Genomic DNA, 16,181 nt, shown 5'->3' with positions numbered 1-16,181 from the left:
TTTCATGAATGTAATCGTTCCCCAAAAACGCAAAGACGGTGGCACCAGCTTTCTCAAGCTGGTGAGCTACGTCACTGATCGGGCTGGTAAGCCATCCAATGATGACGAGGTAACTGACGCTCCAGGACGTGTGAGTTCTGAATCACGCAAAGCCAGCTTTGATAGGCTGGTTGAATACATAGATCGAAGCGACGAAACCGACGCTCCTTACCGTGTTACTGACCAATTCGCGGATGGCCGCCAACGTATTTTGTCGGGCGAGGTTGCGTGTGAAACTAACGCGTTCTCTCTCGAAACTGCCGCTGCTGAAATGAACATGGTGGCTTCCCAAAACCGGCGCGTAAAAGACCCGGTTTACCACTTCATTATATCGTGGCCAGAAGAAGACCACCCGACCGATCAACAGGTATTTGAGTCGGCACAATATTCACTCAAGTCGCTTGGGCTCGAAGGTCACCAGTACGTCACTGCTATCCATCGGGACACTGATAACGTTCATGCACATGTCGCTGTGAACCGTGTCCACCCCGACACGTTCAAGGCTGCAAACATGTGGGATGACGTTGAGGTTTTGCAGAAAAGCATGCGCATTCTGGAAAATCACTATGGCTTCAAACAGGACAATGGTCCGTGGCAAATGAACGCTGACCAGCAGCTTGTACGTCCTGGGATTCGCTATCCAAGTGCACCGCAAGGCGCGTCAAAACGTCAGGCCTTTTCCAACCAAGAAAGCCTGTTCCATTATGCCGCTGAGCATGCCCGGCCAAAGATCAATGAAAAGCTCAAGAGTCCTGAAACCTCTTGGAGTGACTTGCACCTGTTGCTGCATGCACAAGGCCTTGGCCTACGTGAGCAAGGTAGGGGCCTGGTGGTCTACAACTACCTACGGCCCGATGATCCTCCGGTAAAGGCTTCCTCTGTACATCCGTCGCTGACTAAATCGCGGCTTGAGCCAACGTATGGTGCTTACTCGGGTCCACCTGCATTCCATTCTGATGATCCATCGGAGGGTGAATTCGGCATATTCAGAACGTACCAACCAGCCTTTGAGGTTCGCGACAAAGGCGTTCGTGAGGACAGGCGCAAAGCACGTGCCGATGCGCGTGATGAGTTGAAAGAGAGGTATCAGGCTTACCGCTCAGAATGGCAAAAGCCTGATCTTGAGGTGAAAGCCCGATACAAACAGGTTTCGCTACGCTTCCAGGAAATGAAGGCAGACGTTAAGCGCTCGCACAGTGATCCGCTTCTACGCAAGCTGATGTACAGGGTGGCCGAGTTCGAGCGGATGAAAGCTATGGCTGAGTTGCGTATAGCGCTGCGTGATGAACGAAACCAGCTTGCAGCTACCGGTGCTTTAAGACCACTTCCTTACCGTCCTTGGGTAGAGCAGGAGGCGTTGAAAGGGAACGTCGCAGCTATCAGCCAGATGCGTGGCTTTGCCTACCGTGAGAAGCGTAAGGGCCGTGCGGTCGATGGTGGTTTGGATAGGGCTATCTTGTTCGCCAAAGCGGATGATTCGCCCCTCTACCATCCAAGCACGCATACTCCTCGCCTGTATCGTAACGGCACCATTGAGTACGTCAGAGACGGCGTACCTGGTGTGGTAGATCGGGGTGGGCTTGTCCAGGTTAAGCCTGGATTTGAAGACTACGACGAGTCGGCCAATTTCCGGCTCGCTGTGAACCTGGCTGCGTCCAAAAGTGGCGAGGCAATGAAGGTCGTAGGCGATGATCACTTTGTTGACCAGGTGCTGGATTCGGGCTCAGCTTTAAATCACAAAGCGGGCAAGTATGTGTTCCTGGTCACGGACAAGGATCAGTTGATGCGCTATGACCAGATCGAAAACTACCGTCTTTCATCATATTCGGATAACTATAGTGATAAAATTGCCGAGTCTGACGACCATGAGCAGCCCATAGTAAATGGGCCACAACAAAAACCGGGTTAGTGCTGAAAATACAAGGTCTATTTTTCGTAATGGGTGGCGATCCATTGTTTGGAGAATGTTATGAACGTGAAAGACGATCAGATAAAAGTAGAGCTTAAAGAGCTAATCACCCTTATTAAGTTGAATGAGAAATATACTTCTGTGCTCGCTGATGGAGTTTTTCCCATCGACGAACAGGCTGTGGAAATACACTCACAGCGTAAGGTTAGGATCCGTGAGATAACCAGTAAATACGGCCTGGCCTAGGGCTTATTTTCTTCAACAATGTAGCTTTTGATGTACACCAGGATCTTTTCTAAAGATTCTGGTGAATCTACCTTCATTGCCAGCTCAGCCACTTCCTGGCGGAGCGAGATCAGACGTGTTCTCAAAACGTCTTGGCCACCTGGCAACAGCTCACCAGGTGCTACGTCAAATACAGTGGCAATTCTAATCAACTGCTCGATGCCTGGAAGGTATTTGCCTCGCTCGTAGCATCCAATCAACGGAGCATCACATCCTACCTGTTCTGCGAGGTCGGCTTGGCTCATGGACGCCGCCTTGCGCAGCGCCCTGATCTTGGCCCCCACCACGCTTCGTAGTGTGTCCACCGTTGCTCCTGAAAAAAAATCAATATTTTCATATGGTTGGTCGCCAATAAAGCTAGATAACTATCCATAAAGACATAAACCTATTTACTTTGTTTGTGATCCGATTTACCTTGTGATCCTCAAGCCCTTCACGCCTTGCAGCTTCACTGCATCGCATCTGGGTCGAGCTGCTTGGTCCTGCGGCTCTCACTTTCCCCTGCGCCTAGCGGGTCGGGAATTCGAAAGAGCGCCTGATTGATAGGTATGAATATGCCAAGCTGGTACGTGCTGATGCACAACTCTGCTGTCCTAAAGTCACTTATCGTTCTGATCCAGCGCTTAGGCGTTGAGGTGTATTGCCCGGTACGGTCTTCGTCTTACAAACGTAAGGACCGTCCTTCGTGCCGAGAGAGGGAGACTGCTTTGTTTCCGGGCTATCTGCTGCTGCGGTTCGACCCTGAAGTGACGCACACAACGGACATTACCGCTCTTAGCGGTGCTCACGGGTTCGTTCAGTTCGGCGGTCGTACCTATGTTTTGCAGGATTCAATTGTCGAGGCGTTGAAGGCAGCGCCATTGCTCCGTACGGACCGTGGGCTTGATTGCATCGAGTACCGCAACCTGCCTTCAGACCTTGAAAAAACCATTCGCTTTATTGTGGATATGAAATCCGATGCTGCGCGTAGAGCTGCTTTTCTAGCGCTCATGGCAGAAGGGGCCGCTGTAGACCGTCTTGTAAAACGTCGTCCCGAAACCCTCTGCTATTCTCGTTTGCACGCCGCTTAAGCGCAGTCTGCTTCACCGGTCATCAATCCACTGCCAAGCACCGCTTGGCGGTGGTTTTGCATTTTCACTATCTATAGGAGCCCTCATGTCACCGGACGATGATGCGATCCCCAAAACAATAACCGTCCATATCCATGCAGAACGGGTCGCCAAATTGAATAAAGCTGCGATTCGAATCAGCTTCGAGACGGGTAGGGCTAAACCGCTCCTGGCTTCGCAGTTTGCTCAATACGTGCTGGACAACTACATGGATGAGGCCGAGGCACGGATGATTGCGGAGTCAAAGAAAACGTAGCCAAACAGGAGGCTGTAATGAGAGTAAAACTGCTGTCTGCGGTTTTGCTCCTGGAACTCGGGGGGTGCAGTCATGCACCCCCCGTTGCTTTGCAGGAGCCCGCTGGTCCTTGGGTGAATACCCATATCGAACAGAGCGCTACGTCGATCAGCCTGGCACAAACCAGGTTGCACCAGACAAGCGCTGCACGATCGTTCACACCTGTCTCTACTCCCGTGCCACCAGCTGCGGCTCAAACCCCTGCTGGACCCCTGCCTAAACCAGGGGGGTGACCATGCGCAGCCTATGCGTGGTTCTGGCGTTGCTGATGCCAGTACCGGCATCGGCGTTCTGCTTCAAAGAAGCTGGCCAGCGTTATCAAGTCGATCCTTTGCTACTCGAAGCCATCGGCATCAAAGAAAGCAGGCTCAGCCCCAAAGCCGTCAACGTGAACCGCGATGCGGCTGGGAACGTGCTCAGTACTGACTACGGCGTGATGCAAATCAATAGCCGGCACGTCAGCCGTCTGATGAGCATGGGCCTTATCAAGCAATCCGAAGACCTTTTGAACAACCCTTGCTTTAACGTTCAGGTCGGGGCCTGGGTGCTTGCTCAACATCTGCGCGTGTGTGGCAACACTTGGCGTTGTCTTGGCTCTTACAACGCGGGGTTTCACCCCTCGGAACGCCAAGAGCAACGGCGGCTGAATTACGCGCAAGAGGTCCGCAACATCTACAACGGCCTTAAAGCCCTGGGCGCGACACAGGCCCACCTCGCTATCCGCTAATCACTGCGCTCCGCTCGGAGTGTCAGGAGACAATCCAATGAAACATACCTTTTGGGCTGCCCAGGCGGCGGCATTGCTGCTGTCTGGTTGCCAGAGCTTTTGTGACAAGCCGCCGACTGCGCCTGCACCTGCAGCAACCCCTAAGCCTGTATTGAACCGGGTAGCGCTGCAGCAAGAGACGTTGTGGATGGAAGGTGCAGTTAATACGCGCTCGGTGCTGCCTGCCGATCCTATTCGTGCCCAAGGCGACCTGGTGGCCGTGAACTGGAGTGGTGATGCAGTCGAGCTACTGTCTCACCTGGCCCGGCAACGCGGGCAGGCCTTTGCGTGGACGGGTGTGCGCTTGCCGCTACCTGTGAACCTGAATGTCAGCCGCATCACCTACGCAAACCTGTTGCGCCTGATCGAAATGCAGACCGCGTGGCGTGCCACGCTGACGCAGCTTCCTGGCCAACTTACCTTGGCCTTTGCTCAGGCCGAACCCGCCAAAAAGGCAGGGAGGCGTCAGTGAAAAAATCCATCTTGGCGTTTGCTGTGCTGCAGAGCCTGCAGGGCTGCGCGCATACACCGCCCGCTGCAGCACCTGATACGCCGGCGCCGCTGGAAAGCTACCTGGTGCCAGCTGACCCACCGTCTACGGACGTATCCGAAGCGCGCCGTCAGCTGCTGGAGGAATCGGGCCGTAATTCAGGCTTTCGTGGCGGTAAAGCTGAACGAGCCTGGGAGCTTCGCCAGGCACTGGACGGACAGGTAGCACGGCTAGACAGCCTCTACGACTTTCGAACCCTGATTAGTCGTGAAGGGTGGCTACCGCCTGTGATCGATGAGGCCGTAGATGTGGCTCACATCACACCGAGGCAGATCCGCACAGCCAGCCATGTTTACGAAATCATTGTGCCGGAGCGATTCGTTAGCAATCCGCCTTCCTGGCGCACCTGGTTACTGGCTGGGCTGTCCTCAGGCAGTGGTGACGCAGGGATATCCTTAAGCCCTGAAAACAGTGTGCAAAAGACACTTTGGCAAGCGGCAGTACGCCGGGGCTGGGGGGAAGGGCGGCAGAGTGCCGATCAGACGTTGGAAGCCAACTTCAACCGCCTGACCCGAGACTACAGGGGCATGCTCCTGTACTCCCAGCTGCTGCGCCAGGGCTTCATTACGGCGCCTGTTGTGACGGACCAACAGCAGACCGTTACCGGGGACCGGCAGAAGCTGACCACAGGTGACCGCGTTCGTAGCCTCAAGGAAAACGCCGGTTTTGTCCCTGACAAGACGCAGTGGCAACCCGTGATTCGGAAGGTGCAGCCATGACCAACGCTACTGAGTTTGCTCCGTATCCGTTCGACTCAGGCATACATGCTGAATCGATGCGGGAATTTTTTGTGTGGTGTGCGCGGCAAAGCGTCAGCGACATTCACATCCAGGGCGGCAATCACCTGGTGGTGGGCCATCAAGGGCGGTTGCGCAAAGCCAGTGCGTTCGTTTTGCCTGATGACACCTGGTCAAAGTTGATTGATGAAGTGTTCAACCCGGAGATTCGGTCAACGGTAAGCGGCGGTCGTCCAGTGGACCGGGCCTATCAGCTTGATGGGGACATGAATCAGCGCTACGGCCTGGAGCGGGGCGAGCGCGTGCGATTCCGGTGCAACTTCGTACAGGCCACAGCTGGCCGACTTGATACAACCATCGCCCTCACCATGAGGATCATTCCTTGGCAAATCCCTGCGCTGGACTCATTAGGCCTGGAGGATAAACTTCGCGAGGTACTGTTGCCCCCCAGGGGGCTAGGAATACTCGGTGGCATCACCGGATCCGGCAAGAGCACCACAGTGGCAGCGATCTTGGCGGATTGTCAGATCGCCTATCCAGACCGAAAGATCACCACGATTGAAGACCCCATTGAGTTTGTTTTGGGGACTACCAACGACATTCTGCCACCGACGCAATTGCAGATTATCAGAGACGTTGACAACTATGCTGATGGGATACGGGCAGACCTGCGGCGGGCGCCTTCGATTATTGGCGTAGGTGAAATGCGGGATTTTGAAACCATCCAGGCCGGCATCCTGGCTGGCCAGGTAGGGCACTTCAATCTCAGCACCTTGCACATCCATTCACCTGGTGAGGCTATTCCGCGCTGCCTTAATGCTGTTCCCCCAGAGATGCGTGAGGCCACCGCTCACGACCTATGGGATGTCCTGCAGTACGTCATCGTGCAAAAGCTGCTGCGAACCACGGACGGCAAACGCCAGGCGATCAGGGAGTACATCATCTTCGATGATGAGTTAAGGGATGAGCTTTCAGATATGCCTTATACCCGTTGGCCTAAGCATATCGACGCAATCATACGCCGAGAGAAACGGCGGTTTGCCGATCAGGCCTGGCGGCTGTTCCAAGAAGGCCGGATCGAGCGTAGTGAACTGACCGTTGCCATGACCCTCTCCCAGCTGCGCGAGCTTGAGCAAGCTGGAGGAACTGAGCATGTCTGAACCGTCACTGCAGCCGGGCTACTGGCGCAATGCGTCACGCCTTCTCAACGTGTTCGGCGTACCGGCCCCGCTGTTTCTGTTGTACCTGTTCTGGTTCCGTTTCCCTTCGTTTACCACGATCTACGTCATTACCGGCGTCATTGCCGGTTTCCGGCTGCTGTCGTTTTTCGGCTGGACGCTAAAAGTCCTAGTCGTGCGCATTGGCTATCTGATGCGTGGCAAACGCTTGTCCGGGCGTCCCTGGTGGTATCGGCGCTTCACAGAAGGGGAGTAGCGGTGCCCTGGTAGCCAAACCGCCCCTTCATGGAGGTGATATTCAATGAATGTACCGAAGCACTCCCCGCGTGTATCCGAATACCCCGTGTGGCTGGCCGTAGCTCATGAGGCCCGAGAGGCTGTGCGGGCGGCGGCGGGAAAGCTTGAAAACGGCCAGTCAGCTATCAAGTGGGACAAAGAGGCAAGCTTGTGGTTTGCCCGTCCAGGTTGTGACCTGAGCCGCATCAGCGAATGGCTACCCGATCCCAGCCGCCGTGCAGGTGGAGGCGATCCAGAAACCCAATTCCTGGACGCTTTGACGCAAGCCGGCCTGGTCATAAACGGCATGCCAATCATGGATGGCCAACGTCACCGTGTGTCAACCGTTGAGGATAAGAAAGGCAAGCAGAGCGGCGTGTACAGGGGGTTTCTTGACCGTCGCCCAGGTGGGTGGTTTGTGAATTACCACCGTGCGCCCTCCCACAAGGACATAACGAACTGGGCCGCAACGGGCGGTGAATCAGATCCGACTACGCGGCTGCACATTCGCGCAGGCGCACGCCAAGCCCAGGACGATGCAGTCCGTAAACGGGAAGCCACGTATGCGGAAAGAACGCTGGCTGCCAAAAGCCTGTATGACCGCTTGCCTGCAGCAGACCCTACGCACCCGTACCTGGTGCGAAAGGGCATAACCCCGACGCCCGAACTTCGTGAAACGAGAAACGGTGCCCTGGTGGTGCCGTTTTTTAATGCTGCAGGTGAGTTCAAGACGTTGCAGTACATCCCACCAGAGGGTGAGAAATTTCTGTTCAAGGATGCCCCCAAGCAGGGCCATTACCTGGTAGTGGGCGGCATGCTGGAGACGGGCCAACCGGTGCTCTATGCCGAGGGCTATGCCACGGCTCGTAGCCTGAGCATGGCGACCGGCAACCCCGTAGTCATGACGGTTGATGCGGGCAACATGCTGGACGTCGCCAAGGTGCTGCATGAGCGCTTCCCTGACAGCCAGCATGTGTTCATGGCGGACTTCGACCACGCCAAGGAAGAAAACAAAGGCCTGCAGATGGCCACGGCAGCGGCTGGATTGGTCGGTGGCCAGGTGCATTACCCAGCCTTTACCGACGCTGAAAAAGCGCAGGGCTTTACCGACTACAACGACCTTCACCAAGCGCGAGGCTTAGAGGCGCTACGTGACCAATTCCCACCCGAATTGATTAGAAATGAGGTGCCACCCATGCCAGAAAATAATGCCCCCGAGTCGGCTAAGGCTCCAAGTGCTGATGCGCCAGTTGAGCTAAACCGGCCAGCTGGCCCAGTGGCGGCCGAGCAGCAGGCCAGCCTTGCCTTGGAACCCAAGGTGGCTGAGCCTGTTGCCGAACCCAAAGCCACAGCGACTGGCCCGGCAGCGTCGGCACCTGACAACGCACCGCCACCTATTGCCAGTGTCGAGACGGCACCCGAAGCACAGCCTAAGAACGGTGGTAATGAGGCAAGTCTGGCGATTGCTGAGCCGGCGCCAGTAGCCAAACCCATATCGGCGCCGGCGCAGCCGTTTGATACCGATAAGGAGTTCGTACCCTTCGACGCCAAGCCTGATGCCAGCAATACCGCTGGCCCAGTGACGCCGGTACCCGAAAACGCGCCGCCTCCCATCGCAAGTGTTGAGACAGCACCGGCAGCGCAGACGGCGACACCTGCAGGTGACTCAAGCCTGGCCATTGCTGACCCAGTACAGGCACCCGCTGCACCCGCAATGCCCGCTGCAGCGGCTGTTGCTGATAAGGAAGTGGTGGACGAAACGCCGGCTGCACTGCCACCGGCTAAGCCTGAACCTGCTACAACCAAAGAGGAAGTGCCTGCACCAGGTACGGAAGCGCCTGAACCGGCCTTCCTGCCGAAAAAGGTCGTCGAAGACCTGTCGGCCAGCGCTGAGCCCGATGCAATCGTGCTTGGCCCGCCTCGGCCACGGGGCGGCGACGTAGAGCCTCAGGCCACCAACATCGACAAGGACGCTTTGCTAGGTCGGGTATCTCACGAAATACTTAATGACCGGGAAGTCCTCTACAAGCTGGATGGCCAACCTGCATTCAAGGACCTTGGCTCACGTCTGGAAATGGTTGATGGGGCCAGTAAGAACGATGAAATGGTGGTGGCGGCGCTGCTAACCGCTGCGCAGTACTACCGCGGCCGCATCGAGCTAACGGGCAGTGACGAGTTCAAGGAAAAGGCCATTGGCCTGATTGCACAGCACCAGATCAACGTGGAGATGAAAAACCCGGCTCAGCAGGCCATGTTGGAGGCCGCTCGCAAAGCGGTAAATGCTGCACCTGAGGCACGCGATGCGGTCACCGGGGATATCACGCCGGCACAACACCGAGAGCCTGAACCGTCCCAGGCACCCATCCAGCACACAGCTTCACCACAGCCAGCTCAAAGCGCGTCACAGGTAATGAGTCAGCCACCACAGCAAGCCCCAGTGAGCACAAGCTATCAGCCGTTGGAGGTGCCTGATATCGCTCAACCGGTTCGTCAGCCAGCAGCACAGCAACCAGTAGCACAGCAGCCAGCGTCTGCACCTGCTGCCGCAAGCCAGCCAGTGGCACCGGTGGGTCCAGTTAACCAGGTTCATTATTCGCAGGCGCCTCAGCCAGTCCCAGCTTCGGCACCAGACGCAGCCCAGCAGGTGCCGACAGGTCAGAGGATATCGCCAGCCATCCACCAGCCTTTCCAGGCGGCTAAGGAAGGGGTTGTGGGCAAGGTGCTTGATAGTGGCCAGGCCCCCTTTCGGTTTGAGGACGGGAACACGGAAAGCACCTTCATTAAGTTGCGGACCAAAGCCGGCATCGAGACATTTTGGGGCAAGGAATTGGCGGGGTTGCTGCGCGATACGCGTGTTGAGAAAGGAAGCCTGGTGACCTTGCAGTGGTTGGGCAAGGAGCCAGTCACCATCAAGGCACCCATAAAGGACGAACACGGCATCACGGTACGCTTTGAAGACAAACAGGCGCACCGCAATCAATGGTCGATGCAAGTCGGCGGTAACCCAGCAGTGCGCACGGGTCAGGATGAGGGCGTGAAACTCCACGCTTACGACGCGGGGCGTTTTGCTCTTGTTCAAAACGCGCTGATCGCCCAGCTGGGCGTCGAGGTGCCTACCCTGAGCCAACCTAAGGAGGGCCTGTACTGGCTCACCCCTAAGGGCCAGGGCAGTGATAAGGCCGGCGATGAGTTGTCTGCACCCCGGCCTGCTGTAGACCCCAACCATACGGCGGGCAAGCCTGTTATCAGTAGCTGGACGCAGGATGGTCAGTTGGACACGTACCTGGTGCGTGGCGACGGTCCTTACCTGCAAGGCGTGGCACGCCTGGGTAATGAGTACAAGCATGTGCTGGTCAGCTTGCCTGGACGAACCGACGCGCCGCCGATGGTATTCAACGCCATCACCCCGGAAGGCCTGACGCCTATTGGTACAGGCAACGCTATAAACCGTTCGGGCGGCAAGCCGGTTTCTCGGGAAAACATCGTGTTCAAGCTCGAAGGTGATGACGCCGTGCGCATTGGCAAGTTGGATGCACCCGATAAAGTCCCACCTGCGTTACATGCCCGGTTGGGCTTTGATGAGCGTTGGAAAGAAGATAACGCCCTCCCAAAGTCCGCTCCCACACCGGCTCCATCGGCACAACCGAGCGAACCCCGCCCGGCGGTGTAAAGCACAAACAGCGAAGGAACTCATCATGAAGAAAAGCATGTGCAGTGCACTGCTGGCGGTTGTGTGCTGCCTTCCGGTTGTGGGAAGCGCTGCAATTTGCCGCTCTGGCCAGGCGGCCAGTGTCGGTAGCCAAGCGGGGTATGAGCAGGCCAAACGGGCATCGGACGTATGGGCAGATCGAGAACGCAGGGTTTCTGACGAGCTAGAGGATTGCCTGGCCCGGATACGGACCACGCATATCAGTCTGCCTTCGTTCCCCAGTCTGCAGGGCGTGATGGACCAGATAGCAGACCAGATATGCCAAGCCGTGGTGAATAAGGTGAACAGCCACATTCCTAGCAGCTTTGATCCCTGGCAGCAGTATCAGAATTATTGAGGTGGCACGATGCAAAGCTCAAACGAGCAATTGGTAATGGTCGAGGGGGCCGAAGCGCAGCTGACGACGCTTTCGGATGATGAGGCGCAGCAGCAGGGCGCGGATACGTTCGAACATGCGGTAAGGCTGCAGAACGAACGGGCATTGGGGGCTGCCTTTGCCCATCGGTGTCTCACGGTCGTGCTTTGGATGGCCCCGGCCCTGGTGCTGTCGATTGCTGGAAATGGCTACCTGGGCTGGAAGGTGGCCCATCCAGACGTGAAATATTTTGCCACCCAGGATGGCCGGGTGGTCGAGCTAAAGCCTACGAACAAGCCAAACCACAGCCAAATGGACGTATCAGCCTTTGGTGCTGACACCATCCGCAAAAGCTTCACCCTGGATTTTGTGCATTACCGCGACCAAATGACGGATGCAGGTCCTAGCTACGACGACCAGGGCTATTCGGGTTACTACAAGGCGTTGGTGTCTTCAAACGTGCTGAAAGCCATCAAGGAGGATCGAATGAACCTCTCGGTCGATGTAGGTCCTGGTGTGATCCGTAGCAAAGGTCTGCTGGGTGACAAGTACGCATGGGAGTTCCAATACCCCGTGACGTTAAAACTTGATGGCCAGCAAACAAACAGCCCGGCCCAGCGCTTCATCTTCACCCAACGCATTCAGGAAGCAGACGTGCGTGTTAAGCCCAAAGGATTGGAAGTCACCCAGGTGATTACCAATAACGCCAATTAGGCCACCCCTGCGCTTTTAACGGCTCCGCTAGACAGGAATTCCCCACATGAAAACTTCAATTGCGCTTGCCGTATGGCTAGCGGCAGGCGGCTACGCCTGGGCGGATGAAACCGCCAGCCCGCAAACAGCGCCGGCATCTGCCGCAGCTGCTGCAGGCGGCCAAGCCTCTAATGCCCCTGCAGAGGCGCAGGCGCCGGCAGCACCTGCAACCAATCCAGCTGCACCGTCTGGCTGGGCCAGCGGTGTTGATTTAAACGCTTTGCAGGCAGCGGGTGCATCTGGTACGCAAGCACCGGCACCGGCACCAAACAGCGGAGCAGGAACCGCAAAATCGGCCCCGTCGGGCAATGATCCGCTGCCACCGCCACCATCTGCCATGTTCCAGCAAGCTCAGCAAAGTATGTTTCAACTGACGCCGGATGAAATTCGGAGCCTAAAACAACAGGCTGAGGCTAACGAAAAAGCTGTGGTAGCTCCTAGGGTCACCATTGTGCCGAGGATCAGCGCGCAAACGGTGAACCTTGCACCAGGTGCCAGTCTGCCTTTAGTGCGCACGGCAGTGAGCTACCCCAGCTCATTGACCTTCATCGATAGCACTGGTGCACCCTGGAAGATCGGGGCAGCGCCGATCAGCGGCAACAGCGTTATCAAGGCTTACTACATTCCAAACAGCCCACTCATGACGCTGTATGCCACACAGCCCTATGTCAGCGGCAACGTGACCGTCTACCTGGAAGGGCTTGCGGTACCCATCGTACTGAACGTCACCAGCGGCGAAACGGACAGCCAGGCCAGCACCTGGACCGTGGACAGTCGGCTGGACATGCGTATACCCCGGCGCGGGCCAGCCGCTGCACCAGGTGCGGCGCCTGAGGTGCGTATCGGCTTGCATGACCAGGTGCTGCAGGGCTTTCTTGATGGCGTTCCGCCAAAGGAAGCACGGCAACTAAAGACCACAGGCAACGTACCGGACACCACCGTGTGGCAAATGGGTGATGACCTTTATATCCGCACGCGTGCCGATATTCGGGATGAGTTCGAGGCCACCCTATCATCGGCAGACGGTACGCACTTATGGAAACTGCCCGTGACGCCCTATGTGTCGTTCTCGGTGATGGGCCAAACAGCCGCCCTTAACGTTGCCCTGGAGTAACCATCATGGCTAACGAAAACGATGCTAAACGCGACCTCAAGATGACTGGATTACTGGTTGGCGGCGTGCTGGTCGTGCTGATCGGAGGCGGCTACATGTTGTGGGACTGGCTAGCCAAGCCGGCGCCGGCGCCTTCGAAGATGAATCTGTATCGCGTGTCGGGCGCGGCGCAAAACGAGGCGTCCGAAAGCCAGGAATACCGTGACCTGCTTAAGCAATCCAACGCGCAGGGCGCAAGCGCGGCCATGCGGGAGAACGGCAGCTTCATTGCCAGCATCCCCATGCAGCAGAACACGGTCATGAAGCCGGAACCTGCCTACACGCCGCCCAAGCAAACGCCACCCACACCACGACCCACCTCTACGCGACAGGGTGGGAACGCAGGGGAAGAAGAAAAGAAAGATCCGCGTCAAGCCGCATTGCAAAAGCTGCTGGATCGAATCAACCCACAAAGCACAGGCACGACTGAACAAGACCTGACAGTGGCCAAGGTATTGGGTGATTCCGGTGGTTTAGGTGGCAACGGCGGTGGGGGCAAGGGATCGGCTGGCGGCTATGGCGCCTGGAGCGAAACGCTGCCCGGTGGGGCCAAGCCACAAAGCGCGTCGGGGAGTAGTGGTGAGGGCTATTCGGCAGTCGAGGTTGTGCCGCCGTACTGGCGCGGGGCTGGCGAAATCTCCATGGGCGTTGATTCGGACAACAACAGTACCCCTGTGCTGGGCAAGCTATCAGGCCCTTATGCAGGGGCAGTACTCAAAGCGCCCGAAGGGGCCAGGTTGGCCGGTGACGGCGTAGTCATTCACTTCACTGAAATGGCGTTCAAGGGCATCAATTACAAGATCGATGCCTATGCCCTGCATGAGCAGACCTTGATGGCGAACGTGGCCACCGATGTGAATCACCGCTACATGGAGCGCATTGTGCTGCCGGCGATCCTGGCCGGTGTCGGCAACATCGGTGAAATGTACTCGCAGGCCAACACCGAGGTACTGACCAATGGCTTTTCCACGCAAACCGTGCGCCCTGGCATGCCAGATGGTGCAGCCGTTGCCGGGTCCATTGTTGGAGGCGCTGCAGAGCAGGCGTCGCGGGTGCTGACACAGGATGCTTCGCGCACGCCGTCTACGCAGGTCACCGTCGTGGCGGGACAAGTCGTATCCATCCAGTTCATGCGGGGTGTGTACGCAGGCGATGCCGTCGCACCTAAACGTACTGGTGATTCTGTGCAGTCTGCCGCGCCGGCACAGGCGCTGCGCACTGACACGGAACAGCCCCAAGCCCCCGTACAGCCGGCAACGACCAGTCAATGGCGTGCACAGGCTCAGTCGCGTATCGATGCACAGCGCAGGTTGCAGGAGAGCCAACCATGAGTGAATTCAGTCCCACAGCAGAATCGAAGATAAGTGCCCCCCCGAGGCCGCCTAAGCTGGCGCCAGTGCCTAGTATCTGGCAGCGACCGTTGGTCATGGGGCTGTCACTGCCTTGGCTACTCGGCATCGTGTTGATCCTTGGGTTTACAGGCTGGTACTTGTTTGCCCCTGAGCAAACCTCCCAGGTCAATCGGCTGGCTTTTAAAGAGGACTTCGAGCAACAGCCACTGACTGCCCCAGGGGCGACCTCGGTGCCTATAGCGGCTAAGCCCGGCGCGGCAGACCTAACGCAGTTCAAGAACGAAGTCGCTTCCATGATCGGCGGGGTGCGTACCTATGCCGAGGTCAATCGAGAGGCTATCGCGCGGTTATCCGAAACGGTCAAGGGGCAAGGGGCAGCGGTTCAAGCCTTGCAGCTGCAGTTGGCTGAGGCACAAGCCCAAAACAGCCTGTACGCAGCTCGCATTTCCTTCCTGGAAGGACGACCTGGTGCGATGGCCACCGCACAGCCTGTTAAACAGGGTGCTGCCAAGAAGGGTTCGCCGCTGACGGGCATGCACGTACAGTCCATTCAGAACGGCATGGCGTGGGTGTACTGGCAGAACCAGACCTGGGCGGTGAAAGAGGGTGACCCCTTGGGGCCGGTGACTATCACCGAGATTAATGCTCCCGAACGCAAGGTCATTACCAGCGCCGGTACGCTCAAGTGAGGTAGGCCATGGGCAGTACTGACGCGATTCAAATGCTGGTCAACCTGTCACACAGCATTTTGGCCTCATTCGTACACCTGGGCTTCACGCTGGGTGTGTTCTTTGCTGTGACAGGCGCTGCAACTTACCTGGCCGCGCATGCCAGTGCTGCACGTCGAGCACCTGGACAGCCGGAAGGCAACCTTAAAGTGGTCGGCGTCTTGCTGATTTGCGGCGGGCTGGCCGGCCTTGACCAGATGATTGCAGCCGCTTCACGTCAGCTTGGCTGGCAGGGGGCGAGTTTTGACGCCATTAGTTATGTGGACGTGGGTACGTTCGGTGTGGGCGCAGATGCAGCTAACGCCGTGCTGACTCTAGTACGGATGCTAGGCGTGTTTTTCGCGCTCCAGGGCATCATGTCTTGGAAGCGCTCGCAGAAAGATGGCCATACCGGATTGTCGGCAGGCCAGGATATTTCCACCGGCACACTCAAGTTTGTGCTGGGCGTTTTATGTGTGTGCAGCCCTTACCTGCTCAACGCCATAAAAAACTCTCTCACCTCGCACTAAGCGGGTCGGGAATTCAACGCGCTTAGGCGCACTTTCACCTGTTACACCCCACTGATAAATCCTTAGGAGTTGGTTATGTCCAAAGACGTATTGCTGTGCACGGCTGTTCGCCTGTCCCTTTTCAAAGACGGTCTGCGTCGGCGTGTTGTGAAAGGAATCGCAGCCGTAGCAGCAGCGAGCCCGGTAATGGCTTTTGCCGCTGGTGAAGACATTGCGGCTATGGGTGATTCTGCAGCAGCGGGGGCAACCTCAATGCAGAAATCGTTCCTGACAGGCGCTCAGTTCATTGGCGTGGTATTTGTCATCGGCGGTTTGATTGCCGCGAAGAACAAGAAAGACAACCCACAAATCAAGATCGGTGGCATCGTCGCGGCCATTCTGTTCGGCGTCTGCCTGGTAGTAGTACCTGAAATCATCAAACGTTCGCAGGCCCAGGTTGGCCTGACCCCGGTAGATGTAAATTAAAACCTCTCTTCCT

General features: G+C 57.0%; 17 protein-coding genes. 16 read left to right on the top strand and 1 reads right to left on the bottom strand.

The window, feature by feature from the left end:
- Nucleotides 1-4 precede the first annotated feature (4 nt).
- Nucleotides 5-1,948: a TraI/MobA(P) family conjugative relaxase gene (traI, locus tag ACSAMW_RS22275; RefSeq protein WP_500594118.1), complete on the top strand. Its 1,944-nt coding sequence runs from the start codon at nt 5-7 to the stop codon at nt 1,946-1,948.
- Between the two features lie 60 nt (nt 1,949-2,008).
- Entirely contained in the window at nt 2,009-2,194 is a 186-nt protein-coding gene (locus ACSAMW_RS22270; RefSeq protein WP_500594117.1) for a hypothetical protein, read from the top strand.
- Here the strand turns inward: ACSAMW_RS22270 and ACSAMW_RS22265 are convergent.
- Complete coding sequence (locus ACSAMW_RS22265; protein ID WP_500594116.1) at nt 2,191-2,478, bottom strand: helix-turn-helix domain-containing protein; 288 nt, start codon at nt 2,476-2,478, stop codon at nt 2,191-2,193. The two genes, ACSAMW_RS22270 and ACSAMW_RS22265, sit on opposite strands and share 4 nt — an antisense overlap.
- 309 nt (nt 2,479-2,787) lie before the next feature.
- Here ACSAMW_RS22265 and ACSAMW_RS22260 point away from each other — a divergent pair, with 309 nt between their 5' ends.
- From ACSAMW_RS22260 to ACSAMW_RS22195, 14 genes are all read left to right on the top strand, one after another.
- Nucleotides 2,788-3,303 carry a transcription termination/antitermination NusG family protein gene (locus tag ACSAMW_RS22260; protein ID WP_500594159.1) on the top strand — a complete coding sequence of 172 codons (516 nt, stop codon included), beginning with the start codon at nt 2,788-2,790 and terminating at the stop codon, nt 3,301-3,303.
- Between the two features lie 85 nt (nt 3,304-3,388).
- Nucleotides 3,389-3,598, top strand: coding sequence for a hypothetical protein (locus tag ACSAMW_RS22255; protein ID WP_500594115.1), 210 nt, complete (start codon nt 3,389-3,391; stop codon nt 3,596-3,598).
- 274 nt (nt 3,599-3,872) lie between these two features.
- Complete coding sequence (locus ACSAMW_RS22250) at nt 3,873-4,364, top strand: lytic transglycosylase domain-containing protein (protein ID WP_500594114.1); 492 nt, start codon at nt 3,873-3,875, stop codon at nt 4,362-4,364.
- Nucleotides 4,365-4,401: 37 nt separating this feature from the next.
- Nucleotides 4,402-4,875 (top strand): DotD/TraH family lipoprotein, encoded by a 474-nt coding sequence (locus tag ACSAMW_RS22245; RefSeq protein WP_500594113.1) that lies wholly within the window; start codon nt 4,402-4,404, stop codon nt 4,873-4,875.
- Entirely contained in the window at nt 4,872-5,672 is an 801-nt protein-coding gene (locus ACSAMW_RS22240) for a type IV secretion system DotC family protein (RefSeq protein WP_500594112.1), read from the top strand. Before ACSAMW_RS22245 ends, ACSAMW_RS22240 begins: the two co-directional genes overlap by 4 nt.
- Nucleotides 5,669-6,850: a plasmid transfer ATPase TraJ gene (traJ, locus tag ACSAMW_RS22235; protein ID WP_500594111.1), complete on the top strand. Its 1,182-nt coding sequence runs from the start codon at nt 5,669-5,671 to the stop codon at nt 6,848-6,850. The genes ACSAMW_RS22240 and traJ overlap by 4 nt, the downstream gene beginning before the upstream one ends.
- Nucleotides 6,843-7,124 carry an IcmT/TraK family protein gene (gene icmT / locus ACSAMW_RS22230; protein WP_500594110.1) on the top strand — a complete coding sequence of 94 codons (282 nt, stop codon included), beginning with the start codon at nt 6,843-6,845 and terminating at the stop codon, nt 7,122-7,124. The genes traJ and icmT overlap by 8 nt, the downstream gene beginning before the upstream one ends.
- A 45-nt stretch (nt 7,125-7,169) precedes the next feature.
- Nucleotides 7,170-10,814: an LPD7 domain-containing protein gene (locus ACSAMW_RS22225; protein WP_500594109.1), complete on the top strand. Its 3,645-nt coding sequence runs from the start codon at nt 7,170-7,172 to the stop codon at nt 10,812-10,814.
- A gap of 385 nt (nt 10,815-11,199) precedes the next feature.
- A complete protein-coding gene (locus ACSAMW_RS22220; RefSeq protein ID WP_500594108.1) occupies nt 11,200-11,922 on the top strand; it encodes a DotI/IcmL/TraM family protein in 723 nt (240 codons plus the stop codon).
- 46 nt (nt 11,923-11,968) lie between these two features.
- On the top strand, nt 11,969-13,075 hold the full coding sequence (locus tag ACSAMW_RS22215; protein WP_500594158.1) for a DotH/IcmK family type IV secretion protein: 1,107 nt from the start codon (nt 11,969-11,971) through the stop codon (nt 13,073-13,075).
- A gap of 5 nt (nt 13,076-13,080) precedes the next feature.
- Nucleotides 13,081-14,445: a conjugal transfer protein TraO gene (gene traO / locus ACSAMW_RS22210; RefSeq protein WP_500594157.1), complete on the top strand. Its 1,365-nt coding sequence runs from the start codon at nt 13,081-13,083 to the stop codon at nt 14,443-14,445.
- Nucleotides 14,442-15,155, top strand: a complete 714-nt coding sequence (gene traP / locus ACSAMW_RS22205; protein WP_500594156.1) for a conjugal transfer protein TraP — start codon at nt 14,442-14,444, stop codon at nt 15,153-15,155. The genes traO and traP overlap by 4 nt, the downstream gene beginning before the upstream one ends.
- 8 nt (nt 15,156-15,163) lie before the next feature.
- Nucleotides 15,164-15,703, top strand: coding sequence for a conjugal transfer protein TraQ (gene traQ / locus ACSAMW_RS22200; RefSeq protein WP_500594155.1), 540 nt, complete (start codon nt 15,164-15,166; stop codon nt 15,701-15,703).
- A 75-nt stretch (nt 15,704-15,778) separates the two neighbouring features.
- Nucleotides 15,779-16,168 carry a DUF6750 family protein gene (locus tag ACSAMW_RS22195; protein ID WP_500594154.1) on the top strand — a complete coding sequence of 130 codons (390 nt, stop codon included), beginning with the start codon at nt 15,779-15,781 and terminating at the stop codon, nt 16,166-16,168.
- The last annotated feature ends 13 nt before the right edge of the window (nt 16,169-16,181 follow it).

The organism is Pseudomonas sp. AB39(2026) (assembly GCF_059831485.1).
Note: the sequence above shows the minus strand (reverse complement) of the source record. Positions and strands in the feature narration are given on the sequence as shown.